Source organism: Desulfofundulus sp. JL263-se (assembly GCF_056316025.1).
The window spans coordinates 1,843,115-1,857,020 of record NZ_CM149993.1; the positions used below are offsets into that span (position 1 = coordinate 1,843,115).

Genomic DNA, 13,906 nt, shown 5'->3' on the forward strand with positions numbered 1-13,906 from the left:
TCTACTTTTTTCAATGTAATGCAGTGGTAAAGATTGCTCCTTGAGGACACCTGGCCATGCAGGCGCCGCATTTAAGACACTTCTGCCGGTCAATGAAATACGGTTCTCCCTTTCTATCGCCTGTTATGGCGTTGGCAATACATGCCTTGGCACATAACCCACAGGCAATGCACTTTTCTTCGTCTATCGCATAATCCAAAAGCGCCCGGCAAACCCCTGCAGGACAAGTTTTGTCTCTGATATGAGCCTCATATTCGTCACGGAAATAACGAAGGGTGGACAAAACCGGGTTAGGGGCAGTCTGCCCCAGGCCGCAAAGGGAGGCATCCCGTATTTCGTTGCCTAATTCCTCCAATGCATCCAGGTCCTCCATGGTACCTTTGCCTTCGGTAATACGTTCTAATATCTCTAACATTCTCTTGGTACCCACCCGGCAGGGAGTACACTTGCCACAGGACTCGTCCTGGCTGAATTGCAAATAGAATTTGGCAATATTAACCATGCAATCTGTATCATCCATTACAATCAATCCCCCGGAACCCATCATGGAACCCTTTTCCTTAAGGGACTCATAGTCAATAGGGGTATCCAGGTGCTCAGCCGGAATACACCCCCCGGAAGGTCCCCCGGTTTGAACGGCCTTGAATTTCCTCCCCTCGGCCACACCACCACCAATATCGTAGATTATGGTATGCAAGGTAGTCCCCATGGGAACCTCAATAAGGCCGGTATTCATTATCTTTCCCGCCAGGGAAAACACCTTAGTTCCCCTGCTATTTTCAGTACCCACAGAGGCAAACCAATCAGGTCCCCACTGTAAAATTACAGGTATGTTTGCATAAGTTTCTACATTATTTAGCAATGTGGGCTGTCCCCATAACCCACATTCCGCCGGATAGGGGGGACGCGGCACAGGTTCACCCCGCTGCCCTGTGACAGAACGCAAAAGCGCCGTTTCCTCACCGCAAACAAATGCCCCTGCCCCCAACCTTAAATCAATATCAAAACTGAAATCTGTATTTAATATTCGACTTCCCAACAGCCCCTGGTCCCTGGCCCGGCTTATTGCTATTTGAAGCCTGTCCACTGCGATGGGATACTCAGCCCGCACATATATAAATCCTTGACGGGCCCCAATGGCATACCCGGCTATAGCCATGGCCTCTAATACACTGTAAGGATCTCCTTCCAAGATACTGCGGTCCATAAAGGCACCGGGATCCCCTTCGTCGGCATTGCATACCACATACTTTTCCTCACCTTTGGCCTCGGCAGCTATTTGCCACTTGCGGCCGGTCGGAAAACCCCCCCCGCCACGTCCCCTTAAGCCTGATTTTTTTATGGCTTCAATAACATCCCGGGGTTTTTGATTATACAAAACATCGGCCAGGGCGAAATACCCCCCCGTGGCAATATATTCTTCCATGCTTTCAGGATTAATTAACCCGCAATTTCTCAGCGCCACCCGGCGCTGTTTCTTAAAGAAGTTGATATCCTCTATTTTTTGCTTTATTTCACCGGATTGTTCTCTATAGAGCAGCCTTTCCACTATTTTACCTTGCTTAAGGTGTTTTTCTATTATTTCCTTCACATCTTTTTTCTCAACCAGGCAATAGCAGGTCTTTCCAGGATGGATAACCACAATGCTACCCATTTTACAAAAACCAAAACAGCCCGTTTTAAAAACCGAAACCTTATCTTCCAGTTTTTCCTTTTTAACTCGATCTACAAACTCTTCCCTGACCCCATGACTTCCTGATGACGTACAGCCGGTACCGGTACAAATCATTACATGGTACTTATCTGAATCAGGAAATTTTCCCTGGCGGAGTTCAATGAGGGGGAGAAACTTGCGCCTGATCTCTTTCAGGTCTCTCAAGTCGTTTATCATCATACTTCACCTCCGCCTGCCGCTCGTACTTTCTTATTAGCTTCGGTACGTCTCTTCTGGTTAACTTGCCGTGCACGTCACCATTTATCGTTACCACCGGCGCCAAACCACAGGCACCCACGCAGCGGGAACTTTTAACGGTAAAAAGCCGGTCGTCCGATGTATCACCGCCGTTAAGTCCCAGCCGGCTTCTGAATTCGTCCAAAATACCTTGGGCCCCCTGTACATAACAAGCAGTGCCTAAACAAACGTTAATTGAATACTTTCCCCGGGGTTCAGTGGAAAAAAGCGCGTAAAAAGTCACCACCCCGTTGACCTCGCTCACCGGCATGTTCATTTTTCCTGCAATATATGTTTGAACCTCTTCCGGAAGATAACCGAAAATTTCCTGTGCTTCTCTAAGTACTTTTATAAGCTGTCCCTCTTCCTGGCTGTACCGCTCAATAACTTCATCCAATTGCTTATATTTTTCATCAAGATTCTCCTGCTCCCAATCCATATCGCCACCTCCCGTAGTTAATGTTATTTTTAATCCACGGGTCACTTTTAATACTACTTAACCACCAATACTTGTTTTATTTTTAAAAAGAGTCTATTTTGGCAATAATTAGTAAAAAGGTGTAATTTAAATGTAAAGGGGACCGGAACAAATGATAAAACGTTTTTTGAGCCTGGGGTTCGGCTCTTGGGAAAAACGCAGGCAAAGGGGAACATATCTACGTTACTACATTGAGAATCCTGAGGATGATAGGAATATTCTGGCCAGATGGCTGGACTTTTTAAGCATCCTGCTGGTTACCTGGCTGCTGGGCTTTGTTTTATTATCCGGAATTACCAAAACCTTACAAGCCCTGCTTTTTTCGGCAGCACTACTGGCTATAGGACTGGTAATAACGGATATTGTTAAACGCAAGCAGCTGCGCCAAAAGCTTTTGCACACCCGCCTGGAACTGAATAAACAAAGTTATTTGGAAAAAATGGAACGAATGGAAGAAAAGGAGTTTTTCAGCTTCGCAACTGAATTGTTAAAAAAATATGGAATTCAGTTCACTAAAGAAAATATTTCCATAGGTTTAGAAGAGAAAATATGGGAAGGAACATTTAAAGAAAAACCTGTTTGGATTAAACTTTTCGCTGATGACAATAAGGTAACCCCAGCAGCTATGAAAAAACTTATAAATAACTTAACTGTCCACGACTTCACTGCAGGAATTGTAATTATAAAAGGAAAAGTCTCGCCCGAGGTCCAACATATTATCGAGCTTGAGCGTAACAAAATGTACGTAGAGGTATTGGACAGAAACAGATTGGCCCAGATGGCCGCTTCTTTGGAGAATATTACATTGTCCCGATCACTGGCAGATGAATTCTCTCAACTAAAAAAGCGGCAAGAAAAAAGAAAACTCCTTTTAAGAGAAATCATTGGTTCCCGGCAAAAAACAATAAGATTTATTTTATCCGGAGTATTGTTATTAGTTTTATCTTTCTTCTGGCAGAACACCACGTTAAGTCTAGTTTACGCCTTCTTTGGCATAGCAAACATTTCCTTAGCCGTTATTTCTTTTGTCCTTGAAAGACAAAAAGCCCGGGCTCAGTTATTGAAACCGTAAAAAATACCGCTCAACGCGGTAATTTTTTATTATAATTTTGAGAGATATTTCATTTTTTTGTTAAACTAAAAACATCTTAATAATATATTAAGATTTTATAATATAATACGGTTTATATCATCAGAAATTTATGATATATTTGTGATGACAATATTGAAAACAAGGAGTTGTGCCAATTGAAATTAACTGATGAAGAGAAAAAAATTGCAGTGAAAATAAGTCAAAAAATTTTGGCAGAATATGAGAAGGACAAAGGAAAAATGATTCCTGTTTTGCAGCGCATACAAAATGAACTGGGATATGTGCCGCCCCAGGCAATGGAAGCAGTGGCAGAGCATTTTAAAGTCCCGGCGGTGGATGTTTACAGTATAGTTACCTTTTATAACCAATTTCGCTTAACACCCCCGGGGAAGAACCAGGTAAAGGTTTGTATGGGAACAGCTTGCCACATGAAGGGCGGACATATTATATTGGATTCCTGGGAAAGGCGCCTGAAAATTAAATGTGGTGAAACAACTGAAGACCGGGAATTCAGCCTGGAAAGGGTGGCCTGTGTAGGATGTTGCACCCAAGCCCCGGTAACTGTAATTAATGAGGAAATACACGGAAAAGTAACTCCAACCAGGGTGGATGGCCTGATATTTTCGTATCAATTAAATAAAGAAAAAGAAAATAAAAAGGCAGGCGAAGAAAATTGAGTACCACAACCACAGTCGCCGCTTCAATTTTTAAAAAAATTAAACAGGAAGCCCTGGCAAACTGGGAAGCCTTAAAGAAAAAACCGTTGATCATGGTGGGCACGGCTACCTGCGGCCGGGCTGCGGGAGCTTTAGAGATAGTAAAAGTCATTAAACAGGAACTAATTAACCGGCAAATTGATGCAGAGGTAATTGAAGTAGGGTGCATGGGACATTGCTATGCCGAACCCATGGTGGTTGTCTGTAAACCGGGATACCCGGCAATTTGCTACGGATATGTTAACGAAGGATTGGCATCGATGCTGGTCAAGGAGTTTGTGGCCGGAGAAGACCCCTGCATCGAATTTGCCCTGGCCGCCCTGGAAGTTAACGATTTCATTCCCACTTTTGAAGATTTTCCCCGGGGTATGGTTGAACAAAAGATAGTCATGGAACTGTGCGGGCTTATTGACCCGGAAAACATTTATCAATATATAGCCAATGGAGGCTACGAAGCACTGGCCCGGGCCCTGGAAAAATCACCGCAACAAATTATAGAAGAAATAAAAGCCTCCGGGCTCCGCGGGCGCGGCGGCGCAGGCTTCCCCACCGGGATTAAATGGGAGACCTGTAGCAAATCCGAAGAAAAAATCAGGTATGTTATATGTAATGCCGACGAAGGCGACCCGGGTGCATTCATGGACCGTACCATCCTTGAATCCAACCCCCACCAGGTACTGGAGGGGTTGGCCCTGGCGGCCTATGCCGTGGGTGCCTCAAAGGGCTATATCTATATACGGGCAGAATATCCCCTGGCTGTTGAAAGGGTAAAATTAGCCATTAAACAAGCTGAAGAGGCAGGCCTTTTAGGTAAATCTGTGCTGGGCAGTGATTTTAACCTGGAACTGGAAGTGTTTCAGGGTTCCGGGGCCTTTGTCTGCGGGGAAGAAACGGCTTTAATCGCCTCCATGGAAGGAGAGCCGGGAATACCCCGCCACCGCCCGCCGTTTCCCGCCCAGGCCGGTTTACGGGGCAAGCCCACTGTCATTAATAATGTAAAAACCCTCTCCTATGTTCCCCATATTATCCGCAAGGGAGCCGGCTGGTTCAAAGACATCGGTACCCCCGACAGCCCGGGCACGGCCATTTTTGCCCTTGCCGGTAAAGTAATAAATACCGGACTGGCGGAAGTACCTATGGGTACAACCCTTCGCCAGTTAATTTACGATGTCGGCAGCGGCATTGAGGGCGGCAAACAATTTAAGGCGGTACAAATCGGCGGGCCTTCAGGAGGGTGTTTGCCCGAATCGTTCCTGGACACCCCCATCGACTTTGATTCTCTGCATCAGGCCGGAGCCATGATGGGTTCAGGCGGTATGGTGGTACTTGATGAAAACGACTGCATGGTGGAAATAGCCCGTTACTTCCTGGACTTTACCCAAAAGGAATCCTGCGGCAAATGCACTTTCTGCCGCCTGGGAACCAAACAAATGTTAGACATTTTGGAAAAGATAACTAGAGGGGAAGGTAAGCCCGAAAATATAGATATCCTTTTGGAACTGGCTGAAAACGTGAAAGCAGGTTCTTTGTGTAATTTGGGAAGAACTGCTCCCAATCCCGTGCTGAGCACCATCAGGCATTTTCGCCATGAATATGAAGCTCATGTTAATGAAAAACGTTGTCCGAGCCTGATGTGTAAAGAACTTATTGCCTATTACATCGTGCCTGAAAAGTGCGAGCGCTCCTGTGACGCTTGCGTTGGCTCGTGCCCAGTTGAAGCGATTTTCTCCAATGAAGATAGGATAAAAGTAATTGACCAGGAAAAATGTGTGAAGTGTAATAGCTGCACGGACGCATGCCCGCCGCAATACAGCGCGGTAATTAAACTTTCGCCGCCTGAACTGGTCAAGGAAAGGGAGAATGGATAAAAATGAGTGAAAAAGTAACTTTAACTATTGACGGCAAACAAATTACGGCGCGGGCAGGCGAAAAATTATTATGGGTGGCCCTGGATAACGGCATCTACATTCCCCACCTGTGCGCAATGAGGGAGCATCATCTTTCCCCCTTTGCCGCCTGCCGGCTTTGTTTCGTAGAAGTGGAGGGAAAACCCGGGCCGGTAACCGCCTGTACCGAGCCCGTTTACGAGGGAATGACTGTTAAAACTCGCAGTGAACAGGTAGATCGCCTGGTAAGAACCGGTTTTGAATTAATCATGTCCAATCACCGTATCGACTGCAAAAACTGCCCTGGTAACGGTCGCTGCGAATTACAAAAAATAGCCAAAGGAAGGAAAATACCTCTAAAGCCCCAAAATTTACCTAGGCTGGATAAAGAACTGCCGGTGGATAACAGCCAGGAAAACATTATATACGATCCCAACAAGTGCGTTCTCTGCGGGCGATGCGTAACGGCTTGCCGTAAAGAAGGAGAGGGTGTCCTTGGTTTTGCCCACCGGGGCTTTGACCGGGTGCTGACAACCTTTGGAGACATACCCCTCGGTGAAACCAACTGCAACAGCTGCGGCGCCTGTATAAGGGTTTGCCCCGTAGGGGCCCGCACCCTAAAAGGCTAATAGTAAAAACGCCCGGGCTTTCTTAACCCGGGCGTTTTTACTATTATGAATCAGGGCAAATTTTAAAGGCCCTGCAAAGAAAACCGGTATGTCCCACCATACGGTGATTGGGGCGCGTACTCATCTCGCTGACATGCCAGGTACGGAACAATACCTCCATAACTTCCGGATAAGCATAATCGTCCCTTTCCTCCACGGCCTTATAGAAGCGCTCGGCCTGCCCGATGGTAGGCACATAGGCGATTATTATTCCTCCGTCAACCGTGGCCTCTGCCACCGGTCCCAGAGCCCGCCAAGGTTCCGGTACATCAAGAATAATCCGGTCCAATTCCTTGTCCGGGATCTCCTTATATACATCTCCAAGAGATAAAACCACATTACCGCGGGGCCCGAGAAACTCTTCCAAGTTTTTGCGGCTGGTTTCCAGCATGTCCTCCCTGTTATCATAGGCAATAATTTTGCCGCTGTCACCCAGAACCCGAGCAAGGGCTATCAGCAGCGCACCGGAGCCCGCCCCGGCCGTAAAGACCTTGCACCCTGGGAATATATCAGCCCAAAGTAGAATCATGCTGATATCCTTGGGATAAATTATATTGCTCCGCCGTGGCATGGACATAATAAAATCAATAAGGGTAGGACGGTAAATAAAAAACTTTTTTCCAAGGGAAGTGGCTACTACGCAGCCCGCAGGCCGACCGGCGATATCGTCACAGTCTAAAATTCCTTCGGAAAAGTGGTACTTTTTCCCCTCTACCAATCTTTTAACATAAACACGGCCTTTAGGACTTACAAGAGCCACTAACTCACCATACTTTAACAAATCCGCCACCTCCAATATGCCCGTACCGATATTCCCCTTTCCAAGCTATGGCCTCTCCGCCCGCTGGGGTATAAAGTTTAGGGTCTATTCCCCAAGCCATATTTTAAAACATAAACTTTTTGAATTTAAGATTTACCGCCAGTAAATGAACCGGCCATACTTTACGCTGTAACGCAGGCTTAAAACAATGGAAAAGTACCAATGGTCGCAGGATGCCTTAACCTTGGCCAAGCGGTGTTACCCGCCTATACCCGGCTGTTACCAGGTACTAAAAGCCCCTTAATAAAAAGAAAAAAGACTCCCGGTCCCCGGAAGCCTCGATATTACTGGCGGGAGTGTGTGGGAATCGAACCCACCAAGGACGGGGTTACCGCCCCACGGCTGGTTTTGAAGACCAGGAGGGCCACCAGGCCCCATCCACTCCCAACTCATCCTGCCACACGTTATTATACTGTAATTACAACAGTTACGTCAAATCAATCCCTAATAACCCTGTCTTCCACTTTTACTTTAGTTTTAATACCACAAGGGAGGATTTTATTATGGTTGTGGCGAAATTTTTTAAAATTCGTCACGAATGTTTTTCTGTAAAAATAAGCAGGTGAGAATACAATGAGAGAACTATTTGACGTAATAAAGCCTGAACTAGATATTGTGGAAGAAGAATTAATAAGAGTGGTTAAAGCACCGGACCCGCTACTCACTGAGACAGCCACCCACTTGATAAAGGCAGGAGGAAAAAGGCTGCGCCCTGCCCTTAGCTTATTAGGAGGTAAATTCTATAATTTTAAAATTGAAAAGGTTTTGTCTTTGGCAGTGGCCTTAGAACTAATTCACATGGCCACCCTTGTACATGATGATGTGGTTGACTCTGCTTTAACAAGGCGAGGAAATCCAACAGTTAAGGCCATGTGGGGTAACAAAATTTCCACTCATATAGGCGACTATCTTTTTGGGCTGTCTCTTATCCTCTTATCATCTTATGAAAATACCATAATCCCTAAAGTACTGGCCGAAACAAGCGTTAAAATGTGCGAGGGAGAAATATACCAGATTTCAGCTTCTTATGATACAAAGCAAACAATACGAGATTATTTTTATAGAATAAAAAGAAAAACAGCCCTGCTTATTGCGGCCTCCTGTCAACTGGGTGCCGTTGCCTGCGGTGCTCCCAGGGAAATATATATGGCCCTGCGCCGCTATGGCCATAACATTGGCATGGCATTTCAAATCACCGACGATGTCCTTGATATGACGGCGGAACAAAAACGCCTCGGCAAGCCAATTGGCGGTGATTTGCGCCAGGGCATCATAACCCTTCCGGTTATTTATGCATTAAAAAATGCCCCCCACCCCAAGCGCTTGCTGGAACTAATACATAAGCCGGATAAGTCAGATGATGAAGTATATGAAATCATTTCTCTCATTAAAAAATACGGGGGACTGGAAGAATCAGACAGAATAGCACAAAAATACATTGAAAAAGCTAAACGGAATCTTGACCCGCTTCCCGATTTACCGGTAAAAGAAACAATGAAAGCAATCGCTGATTTTATTTCGGTTAGAAAATTTTAAGTATAGTTGTCAGCAGTATACAGTTGCTTGCCGTCTTAAATTCTGGTAACATGTAGAATGAACGTTTTGCTATTACTGGCACAATTATTGCTAGCAGGAGAATTGATATAGTGACCGTGTACTACCCGGTTTTCTTGAAACTGTCGGGAAAATTATGTGTTGTTATCGGTGGCGGTAAGGTTGCCGAGCGCAAGGTGCAATCACTCCTTGAATGTAACGCCCGGATCCGGGTAATCAGCCCGAATTTAACCAACCGGCTTAAGGACTGGGTGAATAAGGGCTTAATAGAATATAAACAAGGTAAATATGATCCTCAGGATTTAAACGGCGCTTTTCTCGTTATAAGTGCCACCAACCGGGAAGATGTTAACGAATCGGTTTCCAAGGAGTGTTTTCGAAAGGGCATCTTGGTAAACGTTGTGGACACACCCTCCAAGGCAAACTTTTTCGTACCTGCCACCGTACGGAGAGGACCATTATCCATTGCTATCTCTACTGATGGGAAAAGCCCCTTAATGGCCAGATTAATAAGAGAAGATTTGGAAGCACTCTACGGCCCCCAATTCGGTAGTTTTATTGAGTTTCTAGGAAATATTCGGAAACAAATAATTAATAACATAAGCAACCCCCAAAAAAGGCAAAAAATTCTTTCAACGCTGGTTGATAAGAAAACTCTTTGCCTCTTACGACAGGGATGTTTGGAACAGGCAAAGGAGCGGGTCAATAATGTTTATCGTAGTTGTAGGGATTAATCATAAAACGGCGCCTGTGGAAGTGCGCGAGAAACTATCTTTTTCCGAACATTCAATGCCTAAATCTCTTGCCGAATTATGTTCCTATCCTGAAATTGACGGAGCGGTTATTCTGTCCACCTGCAACCGTACAGAGATATATGCCGTAACTAAAAATATGGGGCAGGGAATAAAAAATATCAAAGAATTTCTTTCCCGCAACTCAGGCGTTGCGATAGAATCACTGGATAAGTACCTTTACATTTACAAAGACCACAATACAATCCACCATCTTTTTAAAGTAGCAGCCGGGCTGGATTCCATGTTACTGGGTGAAACCCAGATCCTGGGCCAGGTTAGAACTGCTTATGAATTGGCCCTTAACAGTAACAATACCAACCGGATATTAAATACCTTATTTCAACAAGCCATTAGAACGGGTAAAAGGGCCCGGGCTGAGACCGGTATTGACCAGCACGCAGTATCCATAAGTTACGCTGCCGTAGAATTGGCCAAGCAAATATTCAAAGAGCTCAGCGGGCGGTCAGTACTGGTTGTCGGTGCCGGCAAAATGAGCGAGCTAACCACCAAACACTTGGTGGCAAACGGAGTTTCAGGAGTAATTGTATCCAACCGGTCTTATGACCGGGCTGTAACGCTGGCCAGACAATTTAGCGGCAAAGCGGTTAGATTTGATGATTTATTCAAATACATGGAAGGGGCGGACATAGTAATAAGTTGCACTGCAGCATCCCATTATGTTGTTCATAAAGAACAGGTTGCAGCAGTAATGGGCAAACATCCCGGTAAGAAACTTATGATGATTGATATAGCCGTACCGCGGGATGTTGAACCCGATGTACGAGAAGTACCCGGAGTTACTGTTTATGATATCGATGCCTTACAAAATGTTGTGGACAACAACTTGGACAAAAGGAAGCGCTTAGCAGTTATGGCCGAAGCCATAATTGAAGAAGACACAGAAGAATTTATAAAATGGCTAAAGATACAATCTGTAATTCCTACCATAGCGGAATTAAAACGGAAGGGCGAGGAAATTAAACAAAAGGAATTACGCAGGGCCTATAACCGCCTGGGAGAATTATCGGACTACGAGCGAAAGGTAATTGGTTCTCTGGCCAATTCCATTGTTAATCAATTATTACATGATCCCGTTACCCGTTTAAAGTCCTATGCCATGTCGGAAAAAGGAAGGCTATATTCTGAGGCCCTGCAAAATTTATTCAACCTGCACAATGAAAATAATGAAGAGAAAAGGAACTATTCATCAGTCTCTTCAGATGTTCATACTACAAGTGCCGGCGAAGCCAATTAACCTGTCAAGTCATAATATATACTCATATAAAATACCACCCTCTATTAGAAAAAATTAACGCGGGTAACACAGGTAAAAATCTGCAGACACCCACACTTTTGGGGCTGACATGGTTATTAAGGAACAGCAAGGGGAATTCTTTGCAAAAGAATATTTCAAAAAAGAATATGGCAAGTGGAGGCACTTAAATGCGGCGTGAAATTATCATAGGTACCCGTAAGAGCGAACTGGCCATGTGGCAGGCCCGGTGGGTATGCAATCGCTTACAGGAATTGTATCCGGATCGCCACTTTACCATAAGGGGAATGAAAACCACTGGAGATAATATATTGGACGTAGCACTGGCTAAAATAGGCGATAAAGGTCTCTTTACCAAGGAATTGGAACTGGCCCTGGAAAGAAAAGAAATTGACCTGGCAGTTCACAGCATGAAAGATTTACCCACCCGACTTCCTTCCGGTTTTTTTATCGGGGCAATTTGCCCCCGGGAATTTCCGGGTGACGTTTTGATTGCTCACCCCAAAACCCCCCTGGATAATCTACCTCCCAGGGCAAAGCTGGGTACCAGCAGCTTGAGAAGGAGGGCCCAGCTTTTGCGGTACCGCCCGGACTTAGAAATCATAACCATACGGGGAAACATTAATACCCGTATTCGCAAATTAAAGGAACAAAACCTTGACGGCATAATACTTGCGTACGCGGGGGTTTATCGAATGGGGTGGGAAGAAATGATAGCACAAAAAATACCTTTTTCCATTTGTCTGCCCGCAGTGGGCCAGGGTTCCCTTGGATTGGAAATCAGAGAAGGTGACCGTGAAATCTTAGACATAGTAAGTAAGCTGGACCACCCGGAATCAAGGTATGCAATAACCGCTGAAAGGGAACTGATGAAAACACTGGAAGGCGGTTGCCAGATCCCCATTGGAGCATTGGGCAGTGTAAAGGGTAATACATTGAAACTAGAAGCAGTAGTGGCAAGTTTGGACGGCAGGGATTTGGTCCGCTCAAGAATTGAAGGCCCTGTACAGGATGCCCGGGCCCTGGGTAAACAACTGGCCCAAAAACTGCTCCGGATGGGTGCCGGAGATATTTTAGAAAAAACCAGACAGGAGAATGATATAAATGGCTAACGGAAAAGTATACCTGGTCGGTGCCGGCCCGGGAGACCCCGGTTTAATAACCGTAAAGGGCCTGGAATGCATAAGACAAGCCAACGTAGTAGTCTATGACCGCCTTGTGGATCCCAGGTTGCTTCAAAACTGCCGCAACGATGCGGAAAAGATCTACGTGGGCAAGAGCCCCGACCGGCACACCCTCAATCAGGATGAAATCAACCGCCTGCTGGTGGATAAAGCTAGAGAGGGTAAAATTGTAGCTCGCCTAAAAGGAGGAGACCCCTTTGTATTTGGGAGGGGGGGAGAAGAAGCTGAAATACTGGCCGAGAATGAAATTCCCTTCGAAATTGTTCCGGGTATAACATCGGCCATAGCTGTACCTGCCTACGCAGGCATCCCCGTTACCCACCGGGACTATACCTCCACCATGGCCATTATTACCGGCAATGAGGACCCGAACAAGGAAGATTCCAACATCAACTGGGAGCACATTGCTACAGGGACGGGAACACTGGTTTTCTTGATGGGCATGGGCAATCTCCCCAAAATCACAAAGAAATTAATTGCCCACGGGCGCTCCCCTTTAACACCGGTAGCGCTCATCCAATGGGGAACCCGCCCGGAACAAAGAATACTTACAGGCACCCTGGAAAATATTGCAACCCGGGCCAGGAAGGCCAATTTTAAAAATCCCACCGTCATAGTAGTGGGTGAAGTGGTTAAACTAAGAGAAAAATTGGCCTGGGTTGAAAAAAAACCATTGTTCGGCAAAAGGGTTGTAGTTACCCGGTCCAGGGAACAGGCCAGTTTCCTTTCCAAGCAAATTTCCCTTTTAGGCGGGGAGCCCATAGAATTTCCCACCATTAAAATTGTTCCCCCGGAAAATTTCGCTCCCCTGGATGAAGCAATTAAAAACATAGCTTCCTTTAACTGGCTTATTTTTACCAGCGTAAACGGGGTAAAGTTTTTCTTCCGGCGATTACATCAATTAAAGAGGGATATCCGGGACTTAAAAGGTGTGAACCTCTGTGCCATAGGACCCAAAACACGAAACTTTCTCGAAAGTTATGGCCTGCAGGTTGATTATGTCCCGTCAGAATATAAGGCTGAAGAAATAGCGGCAGGACTTCGCGAAAGGCTTAAGCCCGGGGACCATGTATTATTGCCCAGGGCGGATATTGCACGGAAAGTTCTCCCCGAAACCTTGCAAGAACTGGGAGTAAAGGTAAGGGAAGTTATTGCATATAAAACAGTAACCGGAAATGAAAATTCAGAAAATATTATAAAGTTGCTTCAATCAAATAAAGTGGATATTGTAACCTTTACCAGCTCATCCACGGTTCGCAATTTTGTTTCCATGTTACAGGTTCCCAACCTGCAAGAATTAATGAAAAATGTCATTGTGGCCTGTATCGGCCCCATTACGGCCCAAACAGCAAGGGAAACAGGATTACAGGTTTCAGTTCAAGCAAGTGAATATACCATTGAAGGACTGCTAAAAGCGATTATAGACTACTTAAAATTTAATTAAATACTGCATGTTACAATATTTAAAAAAGATAAGGATTTGATAGGA

General features: G+C 45.3%; 12 protein-coding genes and 1 tRNA gene. 9 read left to right on the plus strand and 4 right to left on the minus strand.

Annotated elements, in window-relative coordinates:
• Positions 1 to 10 precede the first annotated feature (10 nt).
• Positions 11 to 1,894 carry an NADH-ubiquinone oxidoreductase-F iron-sulfur binding region domain-containing protein gene (locus tag ACX4JR_RS09360; RefSeq protein WP_476057815.1) on the minus strand — a complete coding sequence of 628 codons (1,884 nt, stop codon included), beginning with the start codon at positions 1,892 to 1,894 and terminating at the stop codon, positions 11 to 13.
• Entirely contained in the window at positions 1,833 to 2,390 is a 558-nt protein-coding gene (locus ACX4JR_RS09365) for an NADH-quinone oxidoreductase subunit NuoE family protein (RefSeq protein ID WP_476057816.1), read from the minus strand. Before ACX4JR_RS09365 ends, ACX4JR_RS09360 begins: the two co-directional genes overlap by 62 nt.
• A 151-nt stretch (positions 2,391 to 2,541) precedes the next feature.
• Here ACX4JR_RS09365 and ACX4JR_RS09370 point away from each other — a divergent pair, with 151 nt between their 5' ends.
• From ACX4JR_RS09370 to ACX4JR_RS09385, 4 genes are all read left to right on the plus strand, one after another.
• The gene (locus ACX4JR_RS09370; RefSeq protein ID WP_476057817.1) at positions 2,542 to 3,501 is read left to right on the plus strand and encodes a restriction endonuclease; all 960 of its coding nucleotides are present in this window, start codon (positions 2,542 to 2,544) and stop codon (positions 3,499 to 3,501) included.
• Positions 3,502 to 3,677: 176 nt separating this feature from the next.
• Complete coding sequence (gene nuoE, locus ACX4JR_RS09375) at positions 3,678 to 4,199, plus strand: NADH-quinone oxidoreductase subunit NuoE (RefSeq protein WP_476057818.1); 522 nt, start codon at positions 3,678 to 3,680, stop codon at positions 4,197 to 4,199.
• A gap of 92 nt (positions 4,200 to 4,291) precedes the next feature.
• Complete coding sequence (gene nuoF / locus ACX4JR_RS09380) at positions 4,292 to 6,106, plus strand: NADH-quinone oxidoreductase subunit NuoF (RefSeq protein WP_476060523.1); 1,815 nt, start codon at positions 4,292 to 4,294, stop codon at positions 6,104 to 6,106.
• 2 nt (positions 6,107 to 6,108) lie between these two features.
• The gene (locus ACX4JR_RS09385; RefSeq protein ID WP_476057819.1) at positions 6,109 to 6,753 is read left to right on the plus strand and encodes a 2Fe-2S iron-sulfur cluster-binding protein; all 645 of its coding nucleotides are present in this window, start codon (positions 6,109 to 6,111) and stop codon (positions 6,751 to 6,753) included.
• A 43-nt stretch (positions 6,754 to 6,796) separates the two neighbouring features.
• On the opposite strand, the gene ACX4JR_RS09390 is transcribed toward ACX4JR_RS09385, so the two are convergent.
• Positions 6,797 to 7,573 (minus strand): tRNA (adenine-N1)-methyltransferase, encoded by a 777-nt coding sequence (locus tag ACX4JR_RS09390; RefSeq protein WP_476057820.1) that lies wholly within the window; start codon positions 7,571 to 7,573, stop codon positions 6,797 to 6,799.
• Between the two features lie 327 nt (positions 7,574 to 7,900).
• Positions 7,901 to 7,998: transfer RNA gene (locus ACX4JR_RS09395), tRNA-Sec, on the minus strand.
• Positions 7,999 to 8,185: 187 nt separating this feature from the next.
• Here ACX4JR_RS09395 and ACX4JR_RS09400 point away from each other — a divergent pair.
• The 5 genes from ACX4JR_RS09400 (at position 8,186) to cobA (ending at position 13,861) form a co-directional block, all read left to right on the plus strand.
• Positions 8,186 to 9,148 carry a polyprenyl synthetase family protein gene (locus ACX4JR_RS09400; RefSeq protein ID WP_476057821.1) on the plus strand — a complete coding sequence of 321 codons (963 nt, stop codon included), beginning with the start codon at positions 8,186 to 8,188 and terminating at the stop codon, positions 9,146 to 9,148.
• A 110-nt stretch (positions 9,149 to 9,258) separates the two neighbouring features.
• On the plus strand, positions 9,259 to 9,900 hold the full coding sequence (locus ACX4JR_RS09405) for a precorrin-2 dehydrogenase/sirohydrochlorin ferrochelatase family protein (RefSeq protein WP_476057822.1): 642 nt from the start codon (positions 9,259 to 9,261) through the stop codon (positions 9,898 to 9,900).
• Complete coding sequence (locus ACX4JR_RS09410; RefSeq protein ID WP_476057823.1) at positions 9,875 to 11,215, plus strand: glutamyl-tRNA reductase; 1,341 nt, start codon at positions 9,875 to 9,877, stop codon at positions 11,213 to 11,215. Before ACX4JR_RS09405 ends, ACX4JR_RS09410 begins: the two co-directional genes overlap by 26 nt.
• Before the next feature lie 188 nt (positions 11,216 to 11,403).
• Positions 11,404 to 12,345 (plus strand): hydroxymethylbilane synthase, encoded by a 942-nt coding sequence (gene hemC, locus ACX4JR_RS09415; RefSeq protein WP_476057824.1) that lies wholly within the window; start codon positions 11,404 to 11,406, stop codon positions 12,343 to 12,345.
• Positions 12,338 to 13,861 carry a uroporphyrinogen-III C-methyltransferase gene (gene cobA / locus ACX4JR_RS09420; RefSeq protein WP_476057825.1) on the plus strand — a complete coding sequence of 508 codons (1,524 nt, stop codon included), beginning with the start codon at positions 12,338 to 12,340 and terminating at the stop codon, positions 13,859 to 13,861. The genes hemC and cobA overlap by 8 nt, the downstream gene beginning before the upstream one ends.
• Positions 13,862 to 13,906 lie beyond the last annotated feature (45 nt).